The sequence below is a fragment of the Mesorhizobium sp. WSM4808 genome (assembly GCF_055811675.1).
Genome location: NZ_JBVVQX010000002.1, coordinates 139,798 through 152,759, shown reverse-complemented (window position 1 = coordinate 152,759; position 12,962 = coordinate 139,798). Strand labels below are relative to the sequence as shown.

Genomic DNA, 12,962 nt, shown 5'->3' with positions numbered 1-12,962 from the left:
CATCAGCGAAAGTCCATTGATCCATCAGAACTTTGCGATGGTCTTGCCAAGGTGACTGGGCCATAGCGTTGGCCCATGGCCACTGAAGCAATTACCCTGGACGCGGATTCCAAGGCCCGGCGCGGCTTTCTGCTGGCGCTCGGCGCCTATCTGCTGTGGGGATTGCTGCCCTTTTACATGAAGGCGGTCGCTCATCTGCCGCTCGCCGAAGTCATTGCCCATCGCATCGTCTGGTCCGTGCCGATCGCCGCCGCCGTTCTGATCTGGGCCGGCCGCATGGCGGATTTCAAGGCGGCACTGCGCTCGCCGCGCACCATCGCCATGGCCGCGCTGACGGCGGCGCTGATCTCGGTCAACTGGGGCATCTATGTCTGGGCGATCGCTGTCGACCGCACCGTCGAAACCGCGCTCGGCTACTACATCAATCCACTGGTCAACGTCGTCGTCGGCGCGCTGCTGCTTGGCGAGCGGCTCGACCGGCTGCAGATCGCGGCGGTGGTGCTGGCGGCCGTCGCAGTCGCCGTGCTGACCGTCGAGGGCGGCAAGCTGCCCTGGGTGTCGCTGGCGCTGGCGTTTTCCTTCGCCGCCTACGCCTTCTTCCGCAAGACGCTGCCGATCGGACCGAGCCAGGGATTTTTGCTCGAAGTCCTTCTGCTGTCGGTACCGGCGCTTGGCTACATCGTCTATCTCATCGCGACCGAACAGGACCACATCTTATCCAGCAGTGGCACCGATACGGCATTGCTGATCGGCTGCGGTCCGGTCACATCGATCCCGCTGCTGCTGTTTGCGTTCGGCGCGAGGCTGCTGCGGCTGTCCACCATCGGCATCATGCAGTACATCGCGCCGACCATTGTGTTTCTGATCGCCGTGCTGATCTTCGACGAGCCTTTCGGCACCACCCAGGCGATTGCCTTTGGCCTGATCTGGACAGCGCTCGCGATGTATTCCTGGTCGATGTTCCGTGGCCGCGAGATCCGGCCGGCGGTGCCGGCTGCAAGGTAAGGATCCCCTATGTACCTGCTGCATATCGCCAACAAGAATTATTCCTCATGGTCGCTGCGGCCTTGGGTGTTGATGCGAGAGCTGAACATCCCGTTCGAGGAACGGCTGACGCCATTCCCGACCGCATCGAGTTGGGATCTGTACCGGCCCTTCTCGCCGAGCGGCCGCGTGCCGTGCCTGATCGACGATGGCTGGGCGGTCTGGGATTCGCTGGCCATCGTCGAATATCTGGCCGAACGCCACCATGGCGTGTGGCCTGTCGAGGCCAAGGCGCGCGCCTGGGCACGCTCGGCCGCCGCCGAGATGCATTCGAGCTTCACCGCATTGCGCGGGGCATGCCCGATGAGTTGCGGCGTGCGCGTAAAGCCATTCCCGATGTCCGATGCGCTGAAGCAGGACATCTTTCGCCTCGGCGATCTCTGGAACGATGGCCTTGCCCGTTTCGGCGGGCCGTTTCTGGCCGGCGCTCATTTTACCGCCGTCGACGCTTTCTTTGCCCCGGTGGCGTTCCGCGCCCAGTCCTATGGGCTCTCCTTCGAGGGTGCGGCTGCAGCCTATCCAGCGCGGTTGCTTGCCCTGCCGGCGATGCGCGAATGGTATGCGGCTGGCTTGGCCGAGACCTGGCGCGAGCCCGACCACGAAGCGGAAGCCGCCGCCGCCGGCACCGTCATCGAGGATCTTCGCGCCTCGGCGTGAAAGTCGCCGGGCGGGCGTTACATCTGTCCGAGCCGCCTGACAAAGAGATAGGTCGCGCCCGCGATCACCATCGCTACCGCCGTCACCACCCAGAAGCCCATTGGCGTGTCGACCAGCGGCAGGCCGCCGACATTCATGCCGAACAGGCCCGAGATGATGGTCATCGGCAACAGCACCGCCGTCATCACCGACAGTACGTACAGCAGCCGGTTCGACTGCGTCGTCAGCTTGGCCATAAGCTCGTCCTGCAACAGCCGGGCGCGTGCCTGCAATTGTTCGCCATCATAGTGCAGCGTCTGCGCCCTGTGTGAAAGACGCGCGGCCATGTCGTTGATGCTGTCGGGCAGGTCGTTACGGTGCGAGTGGTCGAGATGGCGAAACAGATTGGTCAACGTCGCCATCTGCCTGTGGATCACCACCAGATGCCGGCGCGCGTCGACGAGGGATTGCCGTTCATTGTGCCATGCGTCGCAGACGATGCGATCCTCGATCCCGTCGAGGCTGTCGCCGAGTGCCGCGAGTTCAGCCACCATGCCGTCAAAAGACTGGCCGACAACCGCCTCGATCAACTCGGCCGGCGAGCGGAACTTGCGCGATCCATTCTCGATCGCCTTGCGGATGTTGTCGACCGACTGCAGCGGTTGCTTGCGGGCGCCGACCAGCATCGTGTCGTTGAGCGCGAAGCGGAAATGGCCAAGCCCGCCCGCTTCCGCCGAATAGTCATGGCGCAGGTCCGGCAGATCGCCATAGAGCCAGTCGTCCTCGAGGTCGATGTGGCAGCCATGGCTGGCGGACAGGAAAGCTTCGCGCACCGGTGCCGGCAAAGCCTGATCGGCGCCGATCTCATGGCGGGCCCGCATGTCGGAAAGCTGGTAGCTGCGCCATGTCCAGTGCGCGGCGGCGGCGTCCCTGGTTCGTATGCCCTCAGCGGTGAAATGATAGATGAAGAACAATCCGTGCTCGTCGGGCAGGTAAGGCGACAGGTCGGTGCCTTCCGGGGCGAGAGTGATATCCATGGGGCGGTGCCAGATGCATGTTCCGAAATGGCACCGCACGGCGCCTGCCTGGCCTTGATTTCTAGCACGAGCGAACCCGGTTCCGTGTGACGGTTTCTTGACAGCCGATCACGGTCTGTCGATCACCCACGTCAATCCGGTGGTGACGCCTTCGCCACCCCCGGATTGTGCCCCGGTCAGTGCTTCGGGCCGAAGCCGGGGTAGGGCTTGAGGGGCACGATTGCGGCAATGTCCATCATGCCGGCCTTGACCAGCGGCAAGGTGGCGAGATGGCCGCGAACCTCTGCATCATCGGCGGCTTCGAGCATCATGCCGCTGCCCGGGATGTCGCCTCGGTTCCACACCTGGCGTACCGTGCCTTCGGCATAGAGCGTGCGCCGCTGTTCGGCTTCGCCGGGCAGAAGCGGAGCGAAATCGGCATCGGCAAATTTTTCGGTGTTGCGGGTGAGAAGGGCAAAGAACTGCATGGCGGTCTCCTGTGGTTGGATGGCCGAACTATCGCTCCCGCTGGTCAGTCCAAGACTGGTTAGGCTAAAGTTGAGACCTCGGGGGACTGGAGCCTGGAGAAAAAATGTTCGACCTGCGCCAGATCAGGTATTTCGTCACCGTCGCCGAAACCGGCAATGTCGGGCGCGCCGCCGAAATGCTGCATATTTCTCAGTCGCCACTCAGCCGGCAGATCATCCAGTTCGAGGAGCAGTTGGGTGTTTCCCTCTTTGAAAGGTCGAAGCAGCGGGTCCATCTCAACGCCGAGGGGCGCGCCTTCCTCACCGAGGCCCGCGCGCTGCTATCCGATGCGCGACGTTTGGAGGAGTTCGGCCGCAACCTGGCCAGCGGCGCCGTCGGCCGGCTCGCCATCGGCTATGTCGAAGGCGCCGTTCATGCCGGGCTTGTCGCCGGGATGCTGCGCCAGTTCCGTCGCGACCGGCCGGATTTCCACCTGCAGCTGAGAAGCCTGCGTTCTGCGGCGCAGTTGGAAGGGCTTCGGCAGCGGTCGCTGGATCTGGGCTTTGTCTACTCGCCGCCAGCCGATGATGACCCGGATGTCGCCGCCATGGCGCTGCGGCATGAGCCGCTGGTGCTGGCGATCCCCGAAGATGATCCGCTTGTTCAATTACCAGAGGTTGGGCCGTATCACCTTGACGGTCGCACCTGGATCACCGTCGTGCGCCAGCCGGACGACACCAATCGCGGCCAGTTCCTTGCCGCCTGCGCCAAAGCCGGCTTTCTGCCCGACATCGCCTATGAAACGGCGGATCCGCTGACCTCGCTCGGCCTTGTCAGCGCAGGTCTCGGCCTGGCGACGGTGCAAGCCAGCCTGCGCGCCGCTGCGCCGCCGCGGATCGTGTTTCGCGACCTGCCGTGGTTCGACCGCACGGTTTCCATCCATCTCGCCTGGCGGCGTCATGACCGCCGCGCGGTGATTGCCGATTTGCGGCAGGCTGCGGAGGAAGAGGGGAGTAGGGGAGTAGGGCAGTAGGGCAGTAGGGCAGTAGGGCAGTAGGGCAGTAGGGCAGTAGGGCAGTAGGGCAGTAGGGCAGTAGGGCAGGACACTCCAGGCAATTCACATACTGCCTTACTGCCCTATTCCCTTACTCCCCTACATTTTGTCGATCACCGACTGCACGCCCTCGGTCGGAGCATCGACGGACGATCCTGCCACCATGATGGCGGCGACGATCGCTTCAGGGTCGTCGACGACCAGCGGCTTGACCCGCTGTGCGGTGTGGATGAAGCCTTCGGCGGCCATGTGATCGAGCAACGCCAGCATCGGATCCCAAAATCCTTTGACATTGGCGAAGACGATCGGCTTGCGATGATGGCCAAGCTGCCCCCAGGTCATGATCTCGACGATCTCCTCGACCGTGCCGATCCCGCCCGGCAGCGCCACAAAGGCGTCGGATTTCTCGAACATCCTGTGCTTGCGCTCGTGCATGTTGTCGGTGATCAAGAGTTCATCGAGCCGGTCAAGCGCGGTTTCGCTCGCTTCCTTGTTGATCAGGAAGCGCGGAATGATGCCCGTTACCTTGCCGCCGGCCTTGAGCGCGCCTTCGGCGACAGCACCCATAATGCCCTTGGTGCCGCCGCCATAGACCAGCCGCAGTCCCGCTTTGGCAATTGAGCGTCCGAGCAGGTGTCCGGCCTTGATATAGGTTTCATCGCGGCCCGGAGACGAGCCGCAATAGACGCAGACGGATCGAATCGTGTTCATGCCGATGATTGGTGATTGGGTCTGAAAGCCGGGTCAAGCCCCAAGAGTTAACAAGTCCGGGCTTTTTCTTGTCGGTATTGGTAAAACAGGCTAGACCGGCGTTAGGTGGCTAAGGGGTAGGGAAGTATGGCAATTAATCCACTGAAGGCGTTCCTGTTCGCGGCGGGTGGGACCGTTGCGGCCGCGGGAACCGCCTATGTATCGGGCGCACTCGACCCGTATCTCAATCCCATGCCGCCGGCGCAAGTGGCGGCGCAGACGCCGCCCGCAGCGCCAAAATCGGCCGATCCCGGCACCGAAGCGCGGCTGCCCGCCGCGGAGGTCCCTGCGGCTCCCGCCGCGGTGCCCCAGGCAACGGCACCGGCCGCACCGGCCGCGGACGCGGCGGCGCCGGCTGCGGCCGGTCCGGTCGCACCGTCCTTCGATGTCGTGCGCGTCGAAAGCAATGGCTCGATTGTCGTCGCCGGCAATGCGGCGCCCAACGCCAAGGTCGAGATCCTCAACGGCTCGACGGTGCTTGGCTCGACGGTCGCTGGTCCCGATGGCGCCTTCGTTATCATTCTCGACGATCCGCTGAAGCCCGGTGATTATACGATCGCGCTGCGCGCGACCACGGGCGATGTCGTAACGCCCTCGGTGCAGACCGCCGTGGTTTCGGTTCCCAAGGATGCGGCCGGCCAGGTGCTGGCCATGGTCGAGGAGCCGGGCAAGCCGGCCGAATTGCTGACCGTCCCCACGCCCGAGACAAAGCCGGCTGCTCCGGCCACCGCGCCGGCTGCTCCCGCAGCCGAAGCGCCCGCAACTGCTCCGGCACCAGCCGCCCCAGCACCTGCCGTGGTGGAAGCAGCACCGGCTCCTGCGCCGGCGACGCCGCCCGTTGCAGGCGTGACCGAGCCCAAGATCGTCGTCGAGGCGGTCGAGATCGACGGCAGCAAGATCTTTGTCGCCGGTCTCGCCGATGCCGGCCGCAAGGTGCGCGCCTATGCCAACGACATCCTGCTCGGTGATGCGCAAACGTCGACGGATGGTCATTTCCTGGTCGAGGCGACGCGCGACATTCCGGTCGGCAGCTACACAATACGTGTCGACGGCCTCGATACCGACGGTGTGACAGTTGTGGCCCGCGCAGCCGTGCCGTTCGAGCGCGAGCCGGGCGAAGCGGTCGCCGCCGTGGCACCCTCGGCGCCGAAGCCCGTTCAGCCCAAGCCGGCCGCACCTGCCGCCGCCGAGGCGCCGGCCGCGGCCGAAACGGCCCCGGCCACGACGCCTGCTCCCGCCGCCGAGGCTCCGGCCGTTGTAGCGGAGGCGACGCCGCCGAGCGATGTGCCCGAGACCGTGGCGCCCAAGCTTGAACATGCCGACGGCGCCGTCATCATCCGCCGCAACGACACGCTGTGGCGGATCTCGCGGCGCGTCTATGGCCACGGCGTACGATTCTCGACCATATACCTCGCCAACCAGGACCAGATCAGCGATCCCGACCGCATCTGGCCGGGGCAGGTGTTCAAGGTCCCGGAAAAGTCGAAGGAAGGCGAAGCCGCCGACCTCAAGGCGATGGGCGAGCAGGCAACGACAGCGCCGGCCAAGACCAACTAGTCCAGGCCATCCAAAGGCCGACGTCAGCTAGTTCGTTGAGCCGCTCAGGTGCAGTTTGAATCCGATCATGTTCGGATCGCCCAGGTCGGGGCGTAGGTTCATGCTTGGAATCAAGTAGTCGCCGCCATTCTGCCGGCGATAGGGGATGGGTTGCGTGGTCGCGAGCGTCCTCATCCTCTCGCGCAGGCGCTCGGCTGTGGGTTCGAAGTCGGCTTCACCGAAGCGGTCGACGCTGTAGGCGACGAATGGCGGAAGGACGTCGTAGCCCGGGTAGTAGAGGATCCCGTGGTTGATCGGGAACAGCAGATCATCAATTGGTCCGTTGACGCCACGAGGGGCATAGTGCTCCTCCCAGCCGCCGGCGGTCACGACCAGCATTGCGCGCTTGCCTATCAAGGTTCCTTCGCCGTAGCGGTCGCCCCATCGTTTGTCGCTATGCTCACCCACACCGTAAGCGAAGCCGTAGGCGAAGACCCTGTCGACCCAGCCTTTGAGGATCGCCGGCATGGCAAACCACCAGAGCGGAAACTGGAGAATCAGGGTATCCGCCCATAGCAGCTTTGCGATCTCGGCCTTGACGTCCTCTGTCAGCGCCTCGGCCTCGAAAGACTTCTTTGATGCTGCGGCAGGCATCAGCCGCGCGTCCGGCGCCAAAACCGGAAAGTCGGCCCGATCAACCGCTGATTTCCAACCCTGGGCGTACAGGTCCGTCACCCGCACTTCGTGGCCTTGTGCCTCGAGTTCTCTGATGGCGACGTCGCGGAGCGCGCCGTTGAGCGAGCGCGATTCGGGATGTGCGAAGACAAGTAGGATTTTCATGCGGGGACTCCGAGGATTGAAAAACTGATCCCTTAGCTAGGCAATATCGGCGTAATCCGCTACGCGTTCATAATGCATAAGATTGTGCCGGATAATGGATAAATCGGATATCACCCTCGAACGTATGCGCACCTTCGTTCGCGTCGCGGAACGGGGCAATCTGTCGTTGGTTGCCGGTGAACTGGGTATCGGACAATCGACGGTCACGCGGCATCTGCAGGAACTCGAAGAGGCAGTCGGTGCGCCTTTGCTCAGCAGGACCACCCGGCGGGTCACGCTGACAGACGAGGGCAGCCGGTACTATGCCAACAGCGTCCAGATCCTGCGCCTTGTCGAGCAGGCCGGTGACGAAGCGCGGGGCGCACGTGGCGCGCCGGCCGGCACCGTTCGGATATCCTGTACTGCCGCTTTCGGGGTCTTGCACACCAGTCGGCTCATCTTCGATTTTCAGGACCGATATCCCGACATCGGCGTGGACCTCAGCCTCACCGATGAGCGTGTCGATCTCGTCAGGGAAGGTGTCGACATCGCGCTTCGGTTGGGGCCGCTCACCGACAGCTCATTGAGGTTGCGGGCCCTCGGCCTATCGCGGCGCCTGCTCGTGGCATCGCCGGATTATCTGGCGATGCGAGGGAGACCGGCTGTCCCGTCGGACCTATCTGGACATGAGGGCATCCGGATGTCGAACGTGGTGGGCAGTGAAACGCTTGCTTTGCAGAGCGCCGGAGGCGAGCGCCAAATGGTGCCTTTCGCGGGGCGACTGCGTGTCGACCATGGGCTTGCTGCGCGCGAGGCCTTGGTCGCGGGTCGAGGGATCGCACCGGCTCACCGATGGCTTGTCGACGATCTTTTGGCGGCGGGCCTGCTCGAGACGATACTGGATGATTATTCGCTGCCATCCGCCCCTTTGAACATGCTGATTGTGCCGGAGCGCGCGGGCGTTGCAAGGGTTCGCCTGTTGATCGACTTCCTGGCCGAACGGATAGCCGATATCCCGGGGGTCGAGAAGTCCAGTTCACAGCGTTAGCCGCTATCTGCTCTGCCCAGAAGAGTAGCTTGCGGCAGCGGCGACCATCGTTTATCGCCGATGGACGATGAGTGACAGCTCCTACGAAACCGATAGACTCCGCCCCACGTCGGAGGCCCCCGACAGTCGCACCGTAGCCGCTCGGCTGGCAGCGCTCTCGCACCCGGCGCGGATCGAAATCCTGAAGCACCTGTCGACCAGCAACTTCTGCTGCTGCCGCGAAGTCGTCGATCGTTTCGATCTGGCGCAATCCACCGTGTCACAACATTTGAAGATACTGGTCGATGCCGGGCTGGTCCGGTTCGAGCCTGATCGCCAGCGCTCGCGCTATGCGGTCGACCACGTCGCGCTCACCGAAATCTCGGCGTCGCTGGCCGCGCTCGTCAATTCCTGCTGCTCCGGCCGCTAGTCAAAAAGACATAAGAGGCGCCAAAAATGGCCGAAAAAACCGTCTCCGACTCCTCGACCTTCAAGACGCTGCTCAATCTGTGGCCCTATATGTGGCCGGCGGACCGCGCCGATCTGAGAGCCCGGGTCACCTGGGCGACGCTGTTGCTCGTCGTCGCCAAGCTGACGCTGGTCGCCGGTCCTTATTTCTTCAAATGGGCAACGGACGCGCTGGCCGGCGACTCCAAATCGGTACCACCGCTGCCGACATTTCTGCTGGCGCCGGTCATGCTGGTCGTCGCCTACAATGTCGTGCGCCTGGTGCAGCTTGGCTTCAATCAATTGCGCGACGCGCTGTTTGCACGCGTCGGTCAATACGCGGTGCGCCAGCTCGCCTTCCGCACCTTCGTTCACATGCACCAATTATCGCTGCGCTTCCACTTGGAGCGTCGCACCGGCGGCCTGTCGCGCATCATCGAGCGCGGCACCAAGGGCATCGAGACGATCGTGCGCTTCATCATGCTCAACACGGCGCCGACCATCCTCGAATTCGCGCTGACCACGGGCATCTTCGCCTACACCTATGGCTGGAAATATGTGGTCGTCGTCGCGGTCACCGTCTGGGTCTATGTCTGGTTCACTGTGCGCGCCAGCGACTGGCGCATCTCGATCCGCCGCGACATGAACGACAGCGACACCGACGCCAACACCAAGGCGATCGACTCGCTGCTCAATTACGAGACGGTCAAATATTTCAACAACGAAGGCATGGAGGCCGAGCGCTTCGACCGCTCCATGGCACGTTATGAGGTCGCCGCGACGCGCATCTGGACCTCGCTCGGCTGGCTGAATTTCGGCCAGGGCATCATCTTCGGCCTCGGCACCGTCATCGTCATGTGTATGTCGGCGCTGGAAGTACAGGCCGGTACGCAAACGGTCGGTGACTTCGTCTTCATCAACGCCATGCTGATGCAGCTGTCGGTGCCGCTCAATTTCATCGGCTTCATCTACCGCGAAATCCGCCAGGGGCTGACCGACATCGAGCAGATGTTCGACCTTCTGGATGTGCCGCAGGAGATCGTCGACAAGCCGGATGCCAGGCCGCTCGCCGTGAGCGTCGGCAAGGTCGAGTTCCGCGACGTGCATTTTTCCTATGACCCGAACCGCAAGATCCTGAAGGGCATCAGCTTCGAGGTGCCGGCCGGCAAGACCGTCGCCATTGTCGGGCCTTCGGGTGCCGGCAAATCGACCATCTCGCGGCTTCTGTTCCGCTTTTACGACGTTCAGTCGGGCCAGGTGCTGATCGACGGCCAGGATATCAGGGACGTGACGCAGGAGAGCCTGCGTGGCGCGATCGGCATGGTGCCGCAGGACACCGTGCTGTTCAACGACACCATCGCCTACAACATCCGCTACGGCCGCATCGGAGCCAGCGAGGAGGATATGCAGAAAGCCGCTGAACTAGCCCAGATCGGTCCGTTCATCGAGCGATTGCCTGACGGCTACAAGTCGATGGTCGGCGAACGCGGGCTGAAGCTTTCGGGCGGCGAAAAGCAGCGCGTGGCGATCGCCCGCACCATCCTGAAGGCGCCGCCGATCCTGATGCTCGACGAAGCGACCTCGGCGCTCGACAGTCACACCGAGCAGGAGATCCAGACCGCGCTCGATCTGGTCAGCCGTGGCCGCACCACCATCGTCATCGCCCACCGCCTGTCGACGGTCATCACGGCCGATGAGATCATCGTGCTGCAGGACGGCCAGATCGCCGAGCGCGGCACCCATGCCGAGCTGATGCGCAAGCATGGCCTCTATGCCTCGATGTGGGACCGCCAGCGCGAGGCGACCGAGGCCGAGGAGCGCCTACGCATCGCCCGCGAGGGCGACGAGCTTGGCGTTGTCGTTCGCCGGCGCACGTCGGAGGTGAATTGAAGGTTCGGCGTGTGAGTTGATTTTTGCGCTTGACCTCAACTTAAGTTGAGATTGTAGGCCGTTCCTGGGGCCCAAAACACCAGGATCCAGGAACGGAGCAATCGAAATGAGCAAGACAAATCAGGACGTTGACGGCGGCAGCGTGTTCAGGGTGGACAAGTTCGTCGTGCCGGCCGCCGCCCGCGAGGAGATACTCGCCAAGGTCAGGACAACGCATGAATTGCTGCGCCTGCAACAGGGCTTCGTGCAGGATTTCCTGCTCGAGCAATTCTCGGGGCCGGGCGAATTCAACCTCGTCACCATCGTCGAATGGGAAAGCCAGGCGGCCGTCGACAATGTCGTGCCGATCGTCAAGGCAGCGCACGAGCGCATCGCTTTCAACCCGCAGGAGACGATCGCTCGGCTTGGGGTGCGGGCCGACATTGCCAACTATCAGCGGATTCCGGGGCTGTAGAAAAGCCGTTACGGCCAACCGATGCCAGGTGCCGGCGCTTCGATTTTGAGCACCTGGCCGGTACGGGCTTCAGAACGTCTTGGGATTTGGGATCATGGACGGGCAACCTTTTCCCGCGCCTTGAACCGTCGGTGTCCCGAATTCTGCCGACAACGACACTGACCGGGCAAGCGGATCGCGACCCCTGCCGGCGCACCCAATACGGCCTTCCCTATTGTTGCGTTGCGGCGAAGGGGGCTTTCGGCTATTGAGGCCGGACTTGGAAACGGAGCCTGTTTTTAGCAGATGAGCCTTGTCGATACGGTCAAGAACGCATTCGTACCGATCCATCGCGAAGGCTATCCCTTCATCGCGGCCTTTGGCGCGGCGACGCTTTTCCTCGGCTATTTCTCCTCGATCCTGTTCTGGATCGGTCTGATCCTGACGGCCTGGTGCGTTTATTTCTTCCGCGATCCCGAGCGCGTCACGCCGGTCGATGACCGCCTGGTGGTCAGCCCCGCTGACGGCATCATCTCGGCGGTAGGACCCGCCGTGCCGCCGCGCGAGCTCGGCCTCGGCAATGCAGAGATGACCCGGATCTCCGTGTTCATGAACGTCTTCTCCTGCCACGTGAACCGCGCCCCGGTGCGCGGCCGTATTGCGAAAATCGAGCACCGGCCGGGCAAATTCCTCAATGCCGAACTCGACAAGGCCAGCACCGAGAACGAGCGCAACGGCCTGGTCATCGAGAGCCCCAACGGCACGGTCGCGGCCGTCCAGATCGCCGGCCTGGTGGCGCGCCGCATCGTCTGCTGGGCCGAGGCCGGCGGCTCAATCGGCACTGGCGAGCGTTTTGGCCTGATCCGCTTCGGCTCGCGTGTCGATGTGTTCCTGCCCCTGACCGCCACGCCGCGCGTTGCCGTCGGCCAGACGGCGGTTGGCGGCGAAACCGTGCTGGCTGAATTCGGCGGTGTTGCCGGCACGCCTCTTGTTCGGGTTTCCTGACCGGTGGGCACGCAATACAAAAAGTTCGAGGCCCATGCCAGCGGCGGTCCGCGCATCCGCGAAATCCCGATGCGAATGGTGCTGCCCAATCTGGTCACCGTGCTCGCCATCTGCGCCGGCCTGTCCGGCATCCGCTTCGGCTTCGAAGGCCGCTTCGAGCCGGCGGTGGTGATGGTGCTGCTTGCCGCCTTCCTCGACGGCATCGACGGCCGCCTGGCGCGGATGTTGAAGGCGACCTCCAAATTCGGCGCTCAGATGGATTCGCTGGCCGACATCGTTAATTTCGGCGTTGCCCCGGCTCTGGTGCTCTATGCCTTCCTGCTCGACCGCGCCGGCTCGCCGGGCTGGATCGCGGCACTGCTGTTCGCCATCGCCTGCGGGTTGCGCCTCGCCCGTTTCAACGTGCTCGACGACGAGAAGGGCGATCGCCCCATATGGCAGTCCGAATATTTCGTCGGCGTGCCGGCGCCGGCGGGCGCCGTGCTGGTGATGCTGCCGCTCTATCTCTATTTCCTGCGCACAGGGCTGGAGCCCAGTCGCCCCGCCGCCTTCGTCGCCACCGGCTTCACCATCCTGGTCGCCTTCCTGCTGGTCAGCCGGCTGCCGGTCTATTCCGGCAAAAGCCTAAGGATCCCGGGCGACAGGGTGTTGCCGATCATCCTCGGTGTCGTACTCTACGTGCTCCTGCTGATGACCTATCCTTGGTACACGCTGACCGCCTCGGTCGCCGGCTACCTGATCTTCCTGCCATTCAGCGTGCGCGCCTATTCGAAGCGCGCCAAGCGCGAGGGCGAGAAAGTGCCGCCCTCCGATATAGGTTAGAAAATTCGCAGAAGT

General features: G+C 63.5%; 14 protein-coding genes. 10 read left to right on the top strand and 4 right to left on the bottom strand.

Features of this window, described 5'->3' with window-relative positions; translation table 11 throughout:
* Nucleotides 1-75 precede the first annotated feature (75 nt).
* Both rarD and AC0L2U_RS03485 read left to right on the top strand, forming a co-directional pair.
* Complete coding sequence (gene rarD, locus AC0L2U_RS03490) at nt 76-1,005, top strand: EamA family transporter RarD (RefSeq protein ID WP_127271670.1); 930 nt, start codon at nt 76-78, stop codon at nt 1,003-1,005.
* Nucleotides 1,006-1,014: 9 nt separating this feature from the next.
* Nucleotides 1,015-1,701, top strand: coding sequence for a glutathione S-transferase family protein (locus AC0L2U_RS03485; RefSeq protein WP_127398289.1), 687 nt, complete (start codon nt 1,015-1,017; stop codon nt 1,699-1,701).
* Between the two features lie 17 nt (nt 1,702-1,718).
* On the opposite strand, the gene AC0L2U_RS03480 is transcribed toward AC0L2U_RS03485, so the two are convergent.
* Together AC0L2U_RS03480 and AC0L2U_RS03475 are read right to left on the bottom strand one after the other, a co-directional pair.
* Nucleotides 1,719-2,717: a transporter gene (locus AC0L2U_RS03480; RefSeq protein WP_128289807.1), complete on the bottom strand. Its 999-nt coding sequence runs from the start codon at nt 2,715-2,717 to the stop codon at nt 1,719-1,721.
* 176 nt (nt 2,718-2,893) lie between these two features.
* The gene (locus tag AC0L2U_RS03475) at nt 2,894-3,184 is read right to left on the bottom strand and encodes a muconolactone Delta-isomerase family protein (protein ID WP_128289808.1); all 291 of its coding nucleotides are present in this window, start codon (nt 3,182-3,184) and stop codon (nt 2,894-2,896) included.
* Nucleotides 3,185-3,288: 104 nt separating this feature from the next.
* On the opposite strand from AC0L2U_RS03475, the gene AC0L2U_RS03470 reads away from it, so the two are divergent.
* On the top strand, nt 3,289-4,197 hold the full coding sequence (locus AC0L2U_RS03470) for a LysR family transcriptional regulator (protein ID WP_128289809.1): 909 nt from the start codon (nt 3,289-3,291) through the stop codon (nt 4,195-4,197).
* Nucleotides 4,198-4,317: 120 nt separating this feature from the next.
* Here the strand turns inward: AC0L2U_RS03470 and AC0L2U_RS03465 are convergent, their stop codons facing one another.
* Nucleotides 4,318-4,929 carry an LOG family protein gene (locus AC0L2U_RS03465; RefSeq protein ID WP_127332138.1) on the bottom strand — a complete coding sequence of 204 codons (612 nt, stop codon included), beginning with the start codon at nt 4,927-4,929 and terminating at the stop codon, nt 4,318-4,320.
* 126 nt (nt 4,930-5,055) lie between these two features.
* Here AC0L2U_RS03465 and AC0L2U_RS03460 point away from each other — a divergent pair, with 126 nt between their 5' ends.
* Nucleotides 5,056-6,525, top strand: coding sequence for a LysM peptidoglycan-binding domain-containing protein (locus AC0L2U_RS03460; protein WP_473601391.1), 1,470 nt, complete (start codon nt 5,056-5,058; stop codon nt 6,523-6,525).
* A 27-nt stretch (nt 6,526-6,552) separates the two neighbouring features.
* Here AC0L2U_RS03460 and AC0L2U_RS03455 read toward each other — a convergent pair whose 3' ends face one another.
* Nucleotides 6,553-7,344 (bottom strand): NAD(P)H-dependent oxidoreductase, encoded by a 792-nt coding sequence (locus tag AC0L2U_RS03455; RefSeq protein WP_127810872.1) that lies wholly within the window; start codon nt 7,342-7,344, stop codon nt 6,553-6,555.
* Between the two features lie 94 nt (nt 7,345-7,438).
* Between AC0L2U_RS03455 and AC0L2U_RS03450 the strand changes: the two genes are divergently transcribed.
* From AC0L2U_RS03450 to AC0L2U_RS03425, 6 genes are all read left to right on the top strand, one after another.
* Nucleotides 7,439-8,371 (top strand): LysR family transcriptional regulator, encoded by a 933-nt coding sequence (locus AC0L2U_RS03450; protein ID WP_128289557.1) that lies wholly within the window; start codon nt 7,439-7,441, stop codon nt 8,369-8,371.
* 67 nt (nt 8,372-8,438) lie between these two features.
* The gene (locus AC0L2U_RS03445) at nt 8,439-8,780 is read left to right on the top strand and encodes an ArsR/SmtB family transcription factor (protein ID WP_127810870.1); all 342 of its coding nucleotides are present in this window, start codon (nt 8,439-8,441) and stop codon (nt 8,778-8,780) included.
* Nucleotides 8,781-8,806: 26 nt separating this feature from the next.
* Nucleotides 8,807-10,687: an ABCB family ABC transporter ATP-binding protein/permease gene (locus AC0L2U_RS03440; RefSeq protein WP_127810869.1), complete on the top strand. Its 1,881-nt coding sequence runs from the start codon at nt 8,807-8,809 to the stop codon at nt 10,685-10,687.
* Between the two features lie 106 nt (nt 10,688-10,793).
* Nucleotides 10,794-11,141, top strand: a complete 348-nt coding sequence (locus AC0L2U_RS03435; RefSeq protein ID WP_127810868.1) for an antibiotic biosynthesis monooxygenase family protein — start codon at nt 10,794-10,796, stop codon at nt 11,139-11,141.
* Between the two features lie 285 nt (nt 11,142-11,426).
* Nucleotides 11,427-12,125, top strand: coding sequence for a phosphatidylserine decarboxylase (locus AC0L2U_RS03430; protein ID WP_127268237.1), 699 nt, complete (start codon nt 11,427-11,429; stop codon nt 12,123-12,125).
* Nucleotides 12,126-12,128: 3 nt separating this feature from the next.
* A complete protein-coding gene (locus AC0L2U_RS03425) occupies nt 12,129-12,947 on the top strand; it encodes a CDP-alcohol phosphatidyltransferase family protein (RefSeq protein ID WP_127268236.1) in 819 nt (272 codons plus the stop codon).
* Nucleotides 12,948-12,962 lie beyond the last annotated feature (15 nt).

Coding starts and splice junctions, on each gene's coding strand:
- rarD (WP_127271670.1), top strand. CDS start 76: ATGGCCACTGAAGCAATTACCCTGGACGCGGATTCCAAGGCCCGGCGC.
- AC0L2U_RS03485 (WP_127398289.1), top strand. CDS start 1,015: ATGTACCTGCTGCATATCGCCAACAAGAATTATTCCTCATGGTCGCTG.
- AC0L2U_RS03480 (WP_128289807.1), bottom strand. CDS start 2,717: ATGGATATCACTCTCGCCCCGGAAGGCACCGACCTGTCGCCTTACCTG.
- AC0L2U_RS03475 (WP_128289808.1), bottom strand. CDS start 3,184: ATGCAGTTCTTTGCCCTTCTCACCCGCAACACCGAAAAATTTGCCGAT.
- AC0L2U_RS03470 (WP_128289809.1), top strand. CDS start 3,289: ATGTTCGACCTGCGCCAGATCAGGTATTTCGTCACCGTCGCCGAAACC.
- AC0L2U_RS03465 (WP_127332138.1), bottom strand. CDS start 4,929: ATGAACACGATTCGATCCGTCTGCGTCTATTGCGGCTCGTCTCCGGGC.
- AC0L2U_RS03460 (WP_473601391.1), top strand. CDS start 5,056: ATGGCAATTAATCCACTGAAGGCGTTCCTGTTCGCGGCGGGTGGGACC.
- AC0L2U_RS03455 (WP_127810872.1), bottom strand. CDS start 7,344: ATGAAAATCCTACTTGTCTTCGCACATCCCGAATCGCGCTCGCTCAAC.
- AC0L2U_RS03450 (WP_128289557.1), top strand. CDS start 7,439: ATGGATAAATCGGATATCACCCTCGAACGTATGCGCACCTTCGTTCGC.
- AC0L2U_RS03445 (WP_127810870.1), top strand. CDS start 8,439: ATGAGTGACAGCTCCTACGAAACCGATAGACTCCGCCCCACGTCGGAG.
- AC0L2U_RS03440 (WP_127810869.1), top strand. CDS start 8,807: ATGGCCGAAAAAACCGTCTCCGACTCCTCGACCTTCAAGACGCTGCTC.
- AC0L2U_RS03435 (WP_127810868.1), top strand. CDS start 10,794: ATGAGCAAGACAAATCAGGACGTTGACGGCGGCAGCGTGTTCAGGGTG.
- AC0L2U_RS03430 (WP_127268237.1), top strand. CDS start 11,427: ATGAGCCTTGTCGATACGGTCAAGAACGCATTCGTACCGATCCATCGC.